Annotated in this window: 12 protein-coding genes; 9 read left to right on the top strand and 3 right to left on the bottom strand. The window is 48.5% G+C overall.

The genetic code is table 11. From position 1 onward, the window contains the following. Nucleotides 1-36: 36 nt before the first annotated feature. From DF182_RS10590 to DF182_RS10580, 3 genes are all read right to left on the bottom strand, one after another. The gene (locus tag DF182_RS10590; RefSeq protein ID WP_113615594.1) at nt 37-552 is read right to left on the bottom strand and encodes a hypothetical protein; all 516 of its coding nucleotides are present in this window, start codon (nt 550-552) and stop codon (nt 37-39) included. 131 nt (nt 553-683) lie between these two features. Continuing rightward, nucleotides 684-2732: an OPT family oligopeptide transporter gene (locus DF182_RS10585; RefSeq protein ID WP_113615593.1), complete on the bottom strand. Its 2049-nt coding sequence runs from the start codon at nt 2730-2732 to the stop codon at nt 684-686. A 123-nt stretch (nt 2733-2855) separates the two neighbouring features. Next, nucleotides 2856-4568, bottom strand: coding sequence for a peptide MFS transporter (locus tag DF182_RS10580; RefSeq protein ID WP_113615592.1), 1713 nt, complete (start codon nt 4566-4568; stop codon nt 2856-2858). Between the two features lie 180 nt (nt 4569-4748). Between DF182_RS10580 and purD the strand changes: the two genes are divergently transcribed. From purD to DF182_RS10535, 9 genes are all read left to right on the top strand, one after another. Then, on the top strand, nt 4749-6026 hold the full coding sequence (gene purD / locus DF182_RS10575) for a phosphoribosylamine--glycine ligase (protein ID WP_113615591.1): 1278 nt from the start codon (nt 4749-4751) through the stop codon (nt 6024-6026). 202 nt (nt 6027-6228) lie between these two features. Next, nucleotides 6229-7251 (top strand): rod shape-determining protein, encoded by a 1023-nt coding sequence (locus tag DF182_RS10570; protein WP_078669179.1) that lies wholly within the window; start codon nt 6229-6231, stop codon nt 7249-7251. Between the two features lie 109 nt (nt 7252-7360). Next, nucleotides 7361-8248: a rod shape-determining protein MreC gene (gene mreC, locus DF182_RS10565; RefSeq protein ID WP_113615590.1), complete on the top strand. Its 888-nt coding sequence runs from the start codon at nt 7361-7363 to the stop codon at nt 8246-8248. Beyond that, nucleotides 8245-8754, top strand: coding sequence for a rod shape-determining protein MreD (locus tag DF182_RS10560; protein ID WP_113615589.1), 510 nt, complete (start codon nt 8245-8247; stop codon nt 8752-8754). The genes mreC and DF182_RS10560 overlap by 4 nt, the downstream gene beginning before the upstream one ends. 113 nt (nt 8755-8867) lie before the next feature. Continuing rightward, nucleotides 8868-10805 (top strand): penicillin-binding protein 2, encoded by a 1938-nt coding sequence (mrdA, locus tag DF182_RS10555; RefSeq protein WP_113615588.1) that lies wholly within the window; start codon nt 8868-8870, stop codon nt 10803-10805. 28 nt (nt 10806-10833) lie between these two features. Further along, a complete protein-coding gene (rodA, locus tag DF182_RS10550) occupies nt 10834-12120 on the top strand; it encodes a rod shape-determining protein RodA (protein ID WP_113615587.1) in 1287 nt (428 codons plus the stop codon). Between the two features lie 41 nt (nt 12121-12161). Then, a complete protein-coding gene (locus tag DF182_RS10545; protein ID WP_170148831.1) occupies nt 12162-12908 on the top strand; it encodes an MBL fold metallo-hydrolase in 747 nt (248 codons plus the stop codon). An 18-nt stretch (nt 12909-12926) separates the two neighbouring features. Then, nucleotides 12927-13751: a helix-turn-helix transcriptional regulator gene (locus DF182_RS10540; protein WP_113615586.1), complete on the top strand. Its 825-nt coding sequence runs from the start codon at nt 12927-12929 to the stop codon at nt 13749-13751. A 59-nt stretch (nt 13752-13810) separates the two neighbouring features. Continuing rightward, a complete protein-coding gene (locus DF182_RS10535; protein ID WP_245957402.1) occupies nt 13811-14161 on the top strand; it encodes a nuclear transport factor 2 family protein in 351 nt (116 codons plus the stop codon). Nucleotides 14162-14213: the final 52 nt, after the last annotated feature.

Raw genomic sequence — 14213 nt, 5'->3', positions numbered from 1 at the left:
AAACCTAGCCCAGGACTTCAGTCCTGGGCTAATTTTTTATGGTCTGGCTATCAGGGTGATGATAGCTCTGAAAGCACCGTTCCTGATGGTTTTGGTGCCGGTACCGCTAAGATCTTTCACTGTACCGGAGAAAGTACCTTCCACGGAAATATTGTCGATGTTAGTGATTGTAATAACACAGTCTGTGCTACCCTGTGAAGAATAGGTGGCGGGATAGCTGCCACTGTTGACTACTATCATGATGTTGTTGCCTTCTTTGCTGCAGGGGTATGTACCTGGTTTGAAGGGTAATGCAGGTGCCACCATGTTAAAGTTGATGATATCGCCGGTGCTGGTTTTGCCAGTGATTTCCATTGCAGGATATTCATCGGCAGGATTACCAGTGGTAAAATCGGGGGCATATATCAGGCCTTTGGGGTTTTCGCTGAGGAAGATCCTGTTGTCCAGTTTAACGGAAACGAATTTACGGTCTTTACTATCGTTTTTTTCTTTTCCGCAGGAGCTGGCAAGGATTACAACTGCACTCAGTAATGCGGTTACAAGTGTGCGCATAGGTACTTATTATAGAAAGATGTAATGAAAATTCCGATAAAAATAATCAATTTCAAGTAGAAAAACGGATGCCGGTGCAGGATTGTTACATCCCGTACCGGCATCTGAAGGTATCTTGGAAAGTTGATCGTTTATGCTTTACGTGCAGTACGGTAAAGATACCAGCCCATAAAGGCAAAGAATGCACATCCCAGCACATAGTAGCCGCCATGGCCCAGGATGCCGGTAAGACCGCTTTCAGTATTCAGTTTGGTGAGTATAGCAGCAGACCAGTCGAAACCAGCGAGTATAGCGATGATCACACCAGCTACTGCACCGCCGGCCACCAGGCCGGTAGCAAACAGGTTGCCTTTGCCCAGTTCTTCTTCTGCAGCAGAAGTGTGCACATTCGCTTTTTTACTTTTATAGTCTACTACGCCACGGATAGCACCACCTACGAAGATGGGGAGTGTGGTAGACAGCGGCAGGTAAGCCCCTACTGCAAAAGAGAGTGCATTAACGCCGCACAGTTCCATGGTAATAGCGAGGAAAACACCTACCAGTACAAACTGCCAGTCGAGGTTGAATGACAGGATACCTTTAGCCAGTGTAGCCATGAGGGTGCCCTGTGGTGCAGGGTAGTAAGTACTGCCGATGGCGTGTTCGGTGATGCCTTTGCTGATCATCTCAGCGGTGGGCTTGTCCAGGAATTTTACGGTGAGTCCGATTACGATAGAGGATACGATAGCGCCAATAAACAGGGCCAGCTGCTGGTACATTGGGGTAGCGCCTACAATGTATCCGGATTTCAGGTCCTGGGAAGTGCCGCCGGCATTGGCTGCAGCGATACAGATCATACCACCTACTACCAGGGCCATGGGCTCATATACCTTGCCGGTCCAGCCTACGGCGATGAATACCAGGCAGGTACCCATGAGAGTGGCGATAGTCATACCTGAGATTGGGTTGTTGGAAGATCCGATCAGGCCTACGATACGGCTGGACACCGTAACGAAGAATGCGCCAAATACCACTACCAGCAGACCTACCAGCAGTTTTTTACCGATAGAGTCGCCAGGCAGCTGTGGCAGGAAGGCCATCAGCAGGATTAAAGCGATGCTACCGAACAGTACTATTTTCAGGCTCAGGTCTCTTTCTGTTCTGGGTACGTCCATGCGGGAGCCGTTGTTTTCTTTGCCCTCTTTAATGGCGCCCAGACTTCCTTTGAAGGAAGAGATGATCGTAGGGATTGTTTTGAGCAGGGTGATAAATCCACCTGCAGCAACAGCGCCTGCGCCGATCTGGCGTACGTATGCATAGTATACAGCAGCAGAATAATCTGAGAAGGTATGTGCTACCGGGTCCCAGCTACCTTGTCCGCCGGGCGTTTGGAGGTTGGCGAGGTAACCGATTTTCACCAGCTGGGAGGCGATCATGTCTGGTGGCAGCAGGGAGGCCAGCAGGGGGATGAGGGCGAGCCAGGACAGCACACCGCCGGCTACCAGTACGCCTGCAATACGAGGACCGATGATATAACCCACACCCATATACTCCGGAGTGATGTCAGCACTGATTTTGGCAGAAGGGAAAAATTTGCTGGCCTGTTTGGTCATGTACTCCGGTGTTTCGGCGATTACATGGAGGATCTTTTGCAGGATGGCATAGGAGAAAGCGAAGCCCAGGCCATAGAAGGCTGTCCGGGCAAAGTCGCCACCTTTCTCACCAGCGATGAGCACATCGCCGCAGGCCGTACCTTCCGGATAGGGAAGGGTTTTATGTTCTTTAACGATCAGTGACCGGCGTAGCGGTATCATCATCAGGGTGCCAAGGATACCGCCAAAGATGGCCAGTATCAGAATGGTGAAATAATTAAAGAACTGTGCTCCGCCCCCATCGCTGAGAAACAGGAAGCCCGGCAAGGTAAACACCACTCCGGCAGCGATAGATTCGCCGGCAGAACCAGTGGTCTGGATAATATTATTTTCCAGGATGGTGGTGTTGAAAAATTTCCGGCCAAGAGTGATGGCAATTACAGCGATAGGTATGGATGCCGAAACAGTGAGGCCGGCTTTCAGCGCCAGGTATACGGTGGCGGCGCCAAAGATGATCCCGAAAAGACAGCCTAATAAAATGGATTTGAGGGTAAATTCCTTCATCTGTACGCCAGGGGGTACAAAAGGTTTGAAGTTGTTGTCAGACATAAGGTAGAGTTAAGGTAGAGTTAAGGGCTGAAATTACGAATAGGGAATTATAAATCCCATATAAAAAGGAAGACCGAAGCATTACTGTTTGCTTCGGTCTTCTCTTTATGTGTAAGGTATTATTTATTTCACGCCATGCATCCATTTTTTCAGGAAGCTGGTAGAGAGGAACAGCAGAACGGCTGCAGCACCTGGCAGGATCACAAATACCATGAAGAAATCATAGAGGTTGTGGATGGTGAATCCGGCGAAGGTTGGATACTGAGTGGCCAGTTTCAGCTCGTGCAGTTTGTCGAGTTGCTGTGCGGTGGCAGTAACAGTACCGTCCAGAATGCCTTTCAGGTCAATGCCATTTTTAGTGGCTTCGATGAACTTATCAGGTGTAGGAGGCAGCAATGCACCCAGTGTACCAGCCAGTGCATAACCGGCAGCATTGGCCAGGAACCATACGCCCATCAGCAGGGAAGAGAAACGGTGTGGCGCCAGTTTGGCTACGAGTGACAGACCTATCGGAGATAAGCAGAGCTCACCCAGCGTGTGGAACAGGTACATTAATATCAGCCAGCTTACACCCAGTTTCTCATCTGCACCAAGGTTTTTCACCTGGAGCGCGATGATAAAGAAGCCGAATGCCAGCAAAGCCAGACCGATAGATTGTTTTACCGGAGAGATAGGCTCCATGTTACGCTTCTGTAATTTCAGCCATAACCAGCTGAAAGGAAGGGCAAAAGCGATGATGAAAATGGAGTTGAAGTTCTGGATAAGACTGGGTGGCAGCTCGAGGCCTAAGAAGTGGCGGTCTGTTTGGTAGTCTGCTATAAAGGTGAGAGATGAACCGGCTTGTTCGAAGCAGGCCCAGAAGAAGATTACAAAGAAGGCAACAAAGTAGATCACGAGGATTCTCTGTCTTTCTATTTTAGTGATACTTGAATCGGTGAGGATCAAAACAGCGAGGCTGATACCGGATGCATAGATGAAGGGATACAGCCAGGATTTGATCGGGTTGGGATCGAGAGACAGGTAGTGGATAATGAAGAAGAGTACTACCAGCAGGCCCAGTACACCGAAGATAGCGGTGTTGGAGAATTTGGCTTTGTCTGATTCACCTTCGGCCAGGTTAGCAGCAGGTTTGCTGAAGTCTGGTTTACCACCGATAGCTTTACCATCAGGGGTGATTACATATTTGTCTTTCAGGAAATAAAACAGCGCGGTTCCCAGGAACATGGCGATACTGGCGGCGAGGAAGCCCCATTTGAAGGCGCCTACCATCCTTACGTTGTCTACTTTCACGTCACCAGCAAAGGAGCAGATGGACATTCCGAGGAAAGCACCAACGTTGATACCCATGTAGAAAATGGTGAAGGCAGCATCCAGACGACCGTCGTTTTTAGGATACAGCTGACCTACCATGGAGGAGATGTTGGGTTTGAAGAACCCGTTGCCGAAGATGATTACCAGCAGGGCCAGCCATACCACCATTTTGGCCGTATCGGGACTGCTACTGTATATAGTGGCACTGATGACCATGAGTAGTTGTCCGACACCCATTACAAAGCCACCTAATAAGATACAGTTCCTGTTTCCCAGGTAGCGGTCGGAGATATAACCGCCGAGCATAGGTGTAAGATAACAAAGGCCGAGAAAGCCGCCATAGACATAGGAGGATTCAGCTTCAGAGAAAGACAGGGCATTTACCAGGAAGAGCGTCAGCAGCGCTCTCATTCCATAAAAATTGAATCGTTCCCACATTTCCGTGGTAAATAATACATAGAGGCCCTTAGGATGACTCTTTTGCGAGGCATCGACCGGCTTCTGTGCAACAGCTGTTTGCATCATAAATGGTTAGTTTTAGCAATAGTTGTTTTAAGGTTCTGTTAAGTCTCTAGACGGGGCAAGTTAACTAAATTCAGTTATCTCGTAAAAAAATGGTGGAAATGCGCACTTTTTATGGTTTTTTGTGGTTTTTTGATCTTTCTTTGCATTTTCTTTCGCACCTGCATTTATTAGGCAATTCATATGAACATATTATTACTAGGTAGTGGTGGCCGGGAGCATGCTCTGGCCCGGAAAATGTCCCAAAGCCCTCATTGTGGCAAGTTATTCATCGCGCCAGGCAATGCCGGTACTTCGCAGTGTGGTATCAATGTAGATATGGGCGTGAGTGAATTTGAGAAGATCCGGTCTTTCTGTCTGGAAAACGCCATAGACCTGGTAGTACCGGGCTCGGAAGAAGCCCTGGTGAATGGTATTTACGATTATTTTGCCCAGGATGCAGCATTGCAGCATATTCCGGTGATGGGACCTTCAAAGGAAGGGGCCCGGCTGGAGGGCAGCAAGGCTTTCGCCAAACTGTTCATGCAGCGGCATGATATTCCTACCGCGGGTTACCGGGAGTTTAATGCCGGCAACTTTGAGGAGGGGGTAGCTTATCTTCAGCAGCACTCCTTACCAATTGTATTAAAAGCCGACGGGCTGGCTGCAGGTAAGGGGGTGGTGATCACCAGCTCCCACGAAGAGGCGGTAGCCGAGTTTGAGCAGATGGTCCGTGAAGCGAAGTTTGGCGATGCCAGCAAAACCGTGGTAGTAGAGCAGTTCCTGACAGGTATCGAGTTGTCAGTGTTTGTGATTACCGACGGGCACTCCTACAGGATATTGCCGGAAGCCAAGGATTACAAACGGATCGGGGAAGGCGACAAAGGCCTGAACACAGGTGGTATGGGCGCAGTATCACCTGTACCTTTTGCGGATGCTGCCTTTATGAAAAAGGTGGAGGACAAGGTAATACGCCCTACCGTAGAGGGTTTGTCAAAAGAAAACATTAAATACAACGGATTTATCTTTTTTGGCTTGATTAATGTAGAGGGAGAGCCTTTTGTAATTGAGTATAACTGTCGGATGGGCGACCCGGAAACAGAAGTGGTGATGCCCCGTTTGCAGAACGATCTGCCGGAGCTGTTTACCGCTGTTGTGAATAGCACGCTGGCACAGCAAACGATTTTCACCGACCCACGTGCAGCCGCCACCGTAATGCTGGTGTCCAAAGGTTACCCGGAGGCTTATGAGAAAAACAAGGCTATCAGCGGGGTACCGGCACCTACCAACGACCAGATCGTATTTCATGCAGGCACCAAACAAGCGGGAGATACTGTTGTAAGTAACGGAGGGCGTGTGCTGGCCATCACTTCACTGGCTTCCACCCTGTCGCTTGCATTGTCTCATTCCGTGCAAACGGCGGAGCAGATCGCTTTTGAGGGCAAGACCTACCGGAGAGATATCGGCTATGAATTTATCTGATTAAAAATCACCTGACTGAAAATATTCTGAAGGTATTTCCGTTCATGAGTGCAGAGCATAAAGAGAGCTGTTTCTATGCCGTTTACACAACAAACAAGTTTTTTTAATATTTAGCCGTATTATTGCAAGAATATCCACTTTTTGCATCGTATATTCGTTGGAATTATTCATTTTTGCATTCTAATTTTTGACCGTATCAACAATGGGATTTTTTAATTTTTTAACGCAGGAAATCGCGATTGATCTGGGTACAGCGAACACGCTGATTATACATAATGACCAAGTGGTTGTGGACGAGCCTTCCATTGTAGCGATAGAACGGGCTAGCGGTAAAATTGTGGCTGTTGGTAAGAAGGCCATGATGATGCACGAAAAAACACACGAATATCTTCGTACGATACGTCCCCTGAAGGATGGTGTGATCGCGGACTTTAACGCCGCTGAGGGAATGCTCAGGGAACTGATAAAAATGGTTTACCCTAAAAAGCCGCTGTTTGCTCCTAGCTGGCGCATGGTGATCTGCATTCCTTCCAGTATTACTGAGGTGGAGAAGAGAGCTGTACGTGACTCTGCTGAGCAGGCCGGTGCGAAGGAAGTATACCTGTTACACGAACCAATGGCTGCTGCCCTGGGTATAGGCATCGATGTGGAAGAACCGGTGGGCAACATGATCATTGACATCGGAGGTGGTACCACTGGTATCTCCGTGATCGCACTCGCTGGTATCGTTTGTGACCAGAGTATCCGTATCGCCGGTGACGAGTTCACTGCCGATATCATGGAAGCCCTGCGTCGTTATCATAGCTTGCTGATCGGTGAAAGAACCGCAGAACAAATCAAAATCCACATCGGATCTGCCCTGAAAGAGCTGGACAATCCACCTGATGATATCCCGGTAAACGGTCGTGACCTGGTAACCGGTATCCCCAAACAGATCATGGTATCTTACCAGGAAATAGCAGAAGCCCTGGACAAATCTATCTTTAAAATTGAGGAAGCCATCCTGAAGGCGCTGGAAACAACACCGCCAGAGCTGGCATCAGATATTTATCGCAGAGGACTGTACCTGACAGGTGGCGGTGCGCTGCTGCGTGGTCTGGACAAACGCCTTGCCCAGAAAATCAAACTGCCGGTTCATGTAGCGGACGATCCGCTGCGTGCAGTGGTAAGAGGTACCGGCATCGCCCTGAAGCATGTGGGTAAATATCCGTTCCTGATGCAATAAACCTATTTAGATATTTGGATATTTGGTTATTTAGGAATTATCTCACAGAAGAAAGGTCTCCTAAATAACCAAATATTCAAATAACCAAATCTCTAAATGACTCGCGCTTGTGCGGAATTTAATCATTTTCTTTAGGCGATATTTCAACTTCTTCTTATTTCTGCTGCTGGAAGTGATTTGTATTGTCCTGGTATTTCAGAACAATAACCTGCAGCGATCAGCCTATCTTAACTCCGCCAATAATGTCAGTGGAAAGTTGTACGACAAGTATAACAACGTACAGTATTACTTCCATCTGAAAGCCACCAATGACAGCCTGGTAGCTGAAAACACCCGCCTGCACAATGCGTTGCATACCAGTTTTGACTCCATGGTGACCGGCACCGGCCTCAAAATAGATACGATCCGCCAGTACAGCGATGACACCCTTCACCGGGTAATCGGTACTCAGATCCGCCGCTATAAATACTTTGAGGCGAAAGTAATCAACAACTCCATCAACAAACCCATCAACTATCTCACTATCCACCGCGGTAGCCTGCAGGGTATCCGCCCCAATATGGGCGTAATCAGCAGCAGCGGCGTGGTAGGCGTAGTAAGAAGCGTAAGCGACAACTATGCCGTGGTGCTCTCCATGCTCTCCAAATCCAACTCCGTGGCCATCAGTGCCCGGCTGGCCAAAGGCAAGGAAATGGGATCTGTACACTGGGACGGTGAAAGCGCCGGCTATGCCCAGCTGAAAGACATCCCTAAAAGCGCCAAAGTACACAAAGGTGATACCGTGGTGACCAGCGGCTTCTCTGCCCTGTTCCCGGAAAATATCCCCATTGGATACATAGATTCGGTGACAATCGCCGACAAAGCTGGTACCTCGTTCACTATCCGCCTGAAATTGGCTACCAATTTCTACGGCGTACAATATGTATACGTGATAGAGAACCTGCTGAAAGATGAACAACAACGACTAGAAGACTCAACGTACAAGTTGATCAAATGAGTATACTGCTAAGAAATATTATCCGGTTTGCATTCCTGTTGCTGATACAGGTATTTGTGCTCAACAAGATACTGATTCATCAGTTGGTGAGCCCCTATCTGTATATGCTTTTTATCCTGGCGCTGCCTTTTAACCTGCCGCGCCCGATGGTAATGCTACTAGGGTTCCTGATGGGTATTTCCCTCGACATGTTTTCCAACACCATGGGGATACACGCGGCCGCCTGCGTATTCATCGCTTATCTGCGCCCGTTTATCATCAATGTACTGTCACCACAGGGTGGTTTTGAAACTACCCAGAAAACGCCATCCATGACCAGCATGGGCGTATCTCAGTTCCTGATCTACGCGGCGATACTGGTATTCCTGCATCATGTGGTCTTTTTTACACTGGAGATTTTTGGCTTTGGAAGTCCGTTGTATTTAATGCTGAAAATTCTCCTGTCAACTGCCGCCAGCCTTTTCCTGATCGTCTTGTATGAATTGCTATTTTTCACAAAGAAATAGGACTTCGTTTTTAGTGGTTGCCAGATTTTACTATTAAATTTATAGATGGAAATGGAAGCTGTCAGCGGTACTGCCAGCAATAAAAAGTTAAAAATTTATCCGTCCTCAATAGCATGTCAGTTTTTAATCAGCCCAGAAAAAGAGTAATACAGGCGATTATACTTGGGATGGTGGTGCTGATCATTACCAGGTTGTTTTTCCTGCAGATCGTAGAAAAGAAATACGCCAAACTGGCGGATGCCAACGCCGTACTACGGAAGGTGGTATATCCCAGCCGTGGTATCATCTACGACCGGCAAAACCGTGCTATCCTGAGTAACGATGTACTGTACGACCTCGTAGTTACACCTGCCAACGTTAAAAGCATTGATACTGCCTATCTCTGTAAGATATTAAACATCGATAAGGACGAATTCAGAAAACGTATTGTTAACGCCATCGTCCGAAACGGGCGCGTGAGACAATCTGTTTTTGCCGCCCTGCTGCCAGCTGAAGTCTTTGGCCAGCTGCAGGAAAGCATGTACCTCTTCCAGCCCGGATTTGAGCTGGTACCGCGTCAAATCCGCTCCTACCCTTACGCCGCCGCTGCTAATATCCTGGGATATATCGGGGAGATATCACCGGAACGCCTCAAGGATTCTGCTTATTCTTCCTATAACTCCGGAGACTACCTCGGCCTCGCCGGCCTCGAAAGGACCTACGAAGGCATCCTGATGGGACAGCGCGGTATCCAGTATCTTGTAAAAGATAACCTTAACAGGCCACAGGGCGCTTATGAGAACGGGGAATTCGATAGCGCCGCTATCGCGGGTAAGAACCTGCGCCTGTCGCTGGACATAGAATTACAACAGTTCGGGGAAAAACTCATGAAAGGCAAGATGGGAAGCATTGTGGCCATAGATCCGCAAACAGGCGGTATCCTGGCCATGGTGAGCGCTCCCACCTTCGATCCTAACCTGCTCACCGGTTCTTACCGCAGCAGCAACTCTGTACTCCTGAACCGTGATACCACAAAGCCTACTTTTAACAGGGCCATTCAGGCGACCTATCCGCCAGGTTCCACCTTCAAGCCGATGATCGCGCTGGTAGGGCTGGATGAAGGCGTAATCACGCCCAGTTTTGGTTATCCCTGCGGTGGCGCCTACTATGGCTGTAGCAGGCCCATCAAGTGTGAGCACCATGATGCCGGCCACGCGGCCAACCTGCGGCTGGCACTCTCCCACTCCTGTAACTCTTATTTTGCACACGTATACCGACTCAGTGTAGATGCCGGCAAATTTGGCGGCATCAGAACCGGTGGTCTCCAAAAATGGTCGGACTATATGCATAGCTTCGGCTTTGGTCACCGTATCGGGATAGACATCCCGAGTGAAGCCAGAGGAACCGTACCTACACCATCTTTCTACGATAAAATGTATAAAGGCAGCTGGAACTCCTGTACTTCCGTGTTTCTCGGTATCGGTCAGGGTGAGCTGACCCTGTCGCCCCTTCAGATGGCCAACGCCATGTGTATCGTAGCTAACCGCGGTTCTTATTTTATTCCGCACTTTGTACAAAGCATCGATAACGACGATACTCACATACTGGATAAATACAAGGAAAGACACGTAGTAGCCCATATCTCCGATACCGCGTATAGTGCAGTAATCCATGGGATGACCGATGTGGTGGAAAGTGGTACCGGCCGTGTGGCGCAGATTGATGGTATCACCATCGGTGGTAAAACTGGTACGGCTGAAAACTATGGCTTCGTAGATGGTAAACGGACCAAACTGAAAAACCACGCTGCATTCGTAGCTTTTGCACCGGCAGAAAATGCCCGTATAGCCATTGCCGTAATCGTTGAGAACTCCGGTTTCGGTGCCCGTTATGCGGCGCCTATCGCGAGTTTGATGATGGAGAAATATCTGAAAGACTCCATCTCCGTCAAAAGGCAGGCCCTCATGAAATCCGTGATGGAAACGGTGACTATGGACCCGGCTATGGTGAACAGATCCAAACTGGACTCGCTCAACAACAGTGCTATTATCAAGAAAAACGGAACAAAATAATTCAAACGTATAAACAGAGGAACCGATAATGAACCGCTCGCAAGCCAAACTGACACAAGGGATTGACTGGCCTATCGTAGGCCTGTACCTGGCGCTGGTGATCATCGGCATAATGTCCATTTTCGCTGCGGAATACCGTGGCGATGACAATGTCTGGCAGAATATCATCCATCTGAATAAAAACTATTCGCGTCAGATCATGTGGTTGGGGGTGTCGGTGGTACTGGCTTCCATCATCTGGCTGACAGACAGTAAGTTTTTTACGGCTACCTCCAATCTGTTGTATGCCGGGGGGCTACTGCTGCTGTTATTAGTACTAGCCATCGGTAAAGACGTAAAGGGGTCGCATTCCTGGCTGGTAGTAGGCGGGTTTCAGTTTCAACCGGCTGAGCTGACAAAACTTTGTACCAACCTGGCTTTGGCTAAATATCTATCGTCGCAGGAAACGGACTTTACCAAGTTGCGATCACGATTGATAGCCGGTGCCATCGCGCTGATTCCGGCTGCTATCATTATTCTGCAGGACGAAACAGGTTTGGCGCTGGTATATTTCTCCTTCTTCCTGGTGATGTTTCGGGAAGGTTTGCCTGGCGTATTGCTGATAATAGCCTTCTCCGGTATCGTGTTGGTACTGTCGGCCTTGCTGGTGGATAAATACATACTGTTTACCATCTTCTCTGTTATCACGGCGCTGGTCATCTATTTTATGCGCCGGGAGATAAAACGGAAGCGGTCGAGGTTGCTGATCATACTGGGTGTGTACGCCTTCTGTTCGGTATTTGTGATGTTTGTAGTGCCTTTTGCTTTTACGAAAGTGCTGAAAGACTACCAGGTACGCCGTATTGAGGTGATGCTGGGTAAAGAAAACGATCCCAAGGCAACCTATAATACCCGGCAGAGTATGATTGCTATTGGTTCCGGCGGCTTCTGGGGCAAGGGTTACCTGAAAGGCACCCAAACCCGTTACGACTTTGTACCGGAACAGAGTACTGACTTTATCTTTTGTACTGTTGGTGAAGACTTTGGTTTTATAGGCAGCATTGTGTTCCTGGGGCTTTATGTAGCGTTGCTTTTCCGGATCATATTTGTAGCTGAACGACAGCGATCGACTTATTCCCGTGTATATGCCTATGGGGTGGCCAGTATTATCTTCTTCCATCTGGCCATTAACGTCTCGATGACCATTGGTCTGGCGCCGGTGATCGGTATTCCGTTACCACTGGTGAGTTATGGTGGTTCTTCAATGATGACCTTTACCATGCTGATATTTATTATGCTGCGGCTGGATGCCGACCGGCAGATGGTGTTGAGGTAAGCGGCGGCTGCAACTAATGGCTAATGGGCTATCTTTGCATCATGGCACGTATTATTCCATTATCAGAAGGTTCATTTACAGTAGATGCAACCAAACGTTTTTCTCCTTTCAGGCTTGGCACAGATAATCTGCAGGACCGTCCGCATGGTTCCCTGCTGGTAGAGATACAGCCTTTTCTGGTGATTACCGACCGCGACTATATACTGTTTGATGCCGGCCTTGGTTTTCGTAACGAAGACGGTGTATTGCAGATACATCAGCACCTGATTGACCATGGTGTGAATCCCATGGAGATCACCAAGGTATTGATGAGCCATCTGCATAAAGATCACTCCGGTGGTGTATCTGCTGCTGACCCGATCACCGGGGAGCGCACGCTGACTTTTCCCAATGCCACTTATTATGTCAATAATGAAGAGATGCTGTATGCAATGGAGCATGCCGGCAAATCTTATCTCTCTGAAGACATCATTTTATTGCAGCAGCGCGATAATGTGGTGTTTACCACTGGTAATGGCAGTATAGATGGTTATATTCACTATGAATTGACTGGCGGCCACTGTCCGTACCATCAGGTATTTCTGATAGATGACGGGGAAGATAAGGTGTTTTTTGGTGGGGATGTGGCGCCACAGATTTCGCAGATGAAGAGCCGTTTTGTAGCGAAATATGATTACGATGGCAAACGCAGCATGGAGTTGCGCCAGGAGTTCATGGAACGTGGAAAACAGGAGGGCTGGACTTTCCTTTTCTATCATGATACCAAAGAACCTTTTGCCAGATTCTGACAAACATAGCAGACGCCTATGTATACCTTGTACGACAGCTTTACTTTAACCGGACAGCACCATATACAAACGTGGGAGCAGCGGGGTCGGAGCTGGGCGGCATATAGTAATTACCGTCAGCCGGCGGCTCATGGGTTATATGTGCCGCATCCGGTGCTCAATCTGATATTACGGGGAGAAAAACGAATGTATGACGGGCGGCGTGTGCATCACCTGCGAGCCGGCGATGTTTTCCTGATACCAGCGGGCAGCCTTATCTGTTCAGAGATCATGCGTCCGGAGGATGATTTTGCCAGCATCAATCTGGTATTGCCGGAACATCAGCCGGGATGTAGTGATAACGGGCCTGCGGCGGCAACATTAATGCTCTCTCCCGCTCCTCACTGGCAACAGCTTGCCGGAGCGCTGCTCCGGGACTTCATACAACCGGGAGCCTTGCCGGATTATGAGTCTGTGATGTGCCATATATTGCATCTGCTGAATAAAGAGCCGGCAACTGTGAAGCAGGCGTTGGCAACAGTACCTTCTCCTTCTATGCAACAGATGATGGTGCAGTTACACAGCGGGCTGCATGAAGTGCGTTTGCTGGAAGAGGTGGCGTTGATGGGACATGTGAGCCCGGCCACGCTTAAGCGGCGTTTCCGGAAAACTTACCAGCGTAGTCCCATGGATTGGATATGGGAGAAGCGTTTGCAGATGACAGCGCTGTTGTTGCGGACTACTGATTTGTCCGTGCAGGAAATCGCTTATAGTACCGGGTTTGAGGATATCTCTCATTTTTACCGGCAGTTCCGTAAATGTTTTCTTGTGACTCCGGCTCAGTGGCGTCAGGGGAAAAACTGAGCTTTTCAGCCAATAATACAGTTGGTAAAAACAATAACTTGTCCTGAAAAGAAACAGATATGGAAAGTATGACCTCTTTTGCGGATGCCTGGGTACAGGCCTGGAACAGCCACAACCTCGACGATATTATGTCCCACTATGCTGAGGACATTGTTTTTTATTCACCTGTTATCAAGCGGATCAACAATGACCCACTGGGCCGTATTCAGGGAAAGGAAGTACTGAAGGCATATTTTAGTAAAGCATTGGTGGCTTATCCGGACCTTCGGTTTGAATTATATCATGTACTGGAAGGGGTTGATTCTGCAGTGTTGTATTATAAAAGCATCAATAATAACTTATGTACGGAGATGATGGTATTGCGTGAAGGTAAGGTGGTAGAAGTAAGGGCGCATTACAAAGCGATGTGATGATTGCTCTCCTAAAATTATAATAGCCCAGGACCTTAGTCCTGGGCTATTT

It is taken from the genome of Chitinophaga flava (assembly GCF_003308995.1).
Lineage (GTDB): Bacteria > Bacteroidota > Bacteroidia > Chitinophagales > Chitinophagaceae > Chitinophaga > Chitinophaga flava.
This window is presented reverse-complemented; position numbering and strand designations above follow the sequence as displayed.

Excerpts from the sequence above, each read along its gene's own strand:
- purD (WP_113615591.1), top strand. The coding sequence starts at position 4,749 with ATGAACATATTATTACTAGGTAGTGGTGGCCGGGAGCATGCTCTGGCC.
- DF182_RS10540 (WP_113615586.1), top strand. The coding sequence starts at position 12,927 with ATGTATACCTTGTACGACAGCTTTACTTTAACCGGACAGCACCATATA.
- DF182_RS10560 (WP_113615589.1), top strand. The coding sequence starts at position 8,245 with ATGAGTATACTGCTAAGAAATATTATCCGGTTTGCATTCCTGTTGCTG.
- DF182_RS10535 (WP_245957402.1), top strand. The coding sequence starts at position 13,811 with ATGGAAAGTATGACCTCTTTTGCGGATGCCTGGGTACAGGCCTGGAAC.
- DF182_RS10570 (WP_078669179.1), top strand. The coding sequence starts at position 6,229 with ATGGGATTTTTTAATTTTTTAACGCAGGAAATCGCGATTGATCTGGGT.
- rodA (WP_113615587.1), top strand. The coding sequence starts at position 10,834 with ATGAACCGCTCGCAAGCCAAACTGACACAAGGGATTGACTGGCCTATC.
- DF182_RS10545 (WP_170148831.1), top strand. The coding sequence starts at position 12,162 with ATGGCACGTATTATTCCATTATCAGAAGGTTCATTTACAGTAGATGCA.
- DF182_RS10590 (WP_113615594.1), bottom strand. The coding sequence starts at position 552 with ATGCGCACACTTGTAACCGCATTACTGAGTGCAGTTGTAATCCTTGCC.
- DF182_RS10585 (WP_113615593.1), bottom strand. The coding sequence starts at position 2,732 with ATGTCTGACAACAACTTCAAACCTTTTGTACCCCCTGGCGTACAGATG.
- mrdA (WP_113615588.1), top strand. The coding sequence starts at position 8,868 with ATGTCAGTTTTTAATCAGCCCAGAAAAAGAGTAATACAGGCGATTATA.
- DF182_RS10580 (WP_113615592.1), bottom strand. The coding sequence starts at position 4,568 with ATGATGCAAACAGCTGTTGCACAGAAGCCGGTCGATGCCTCGCAAAAG.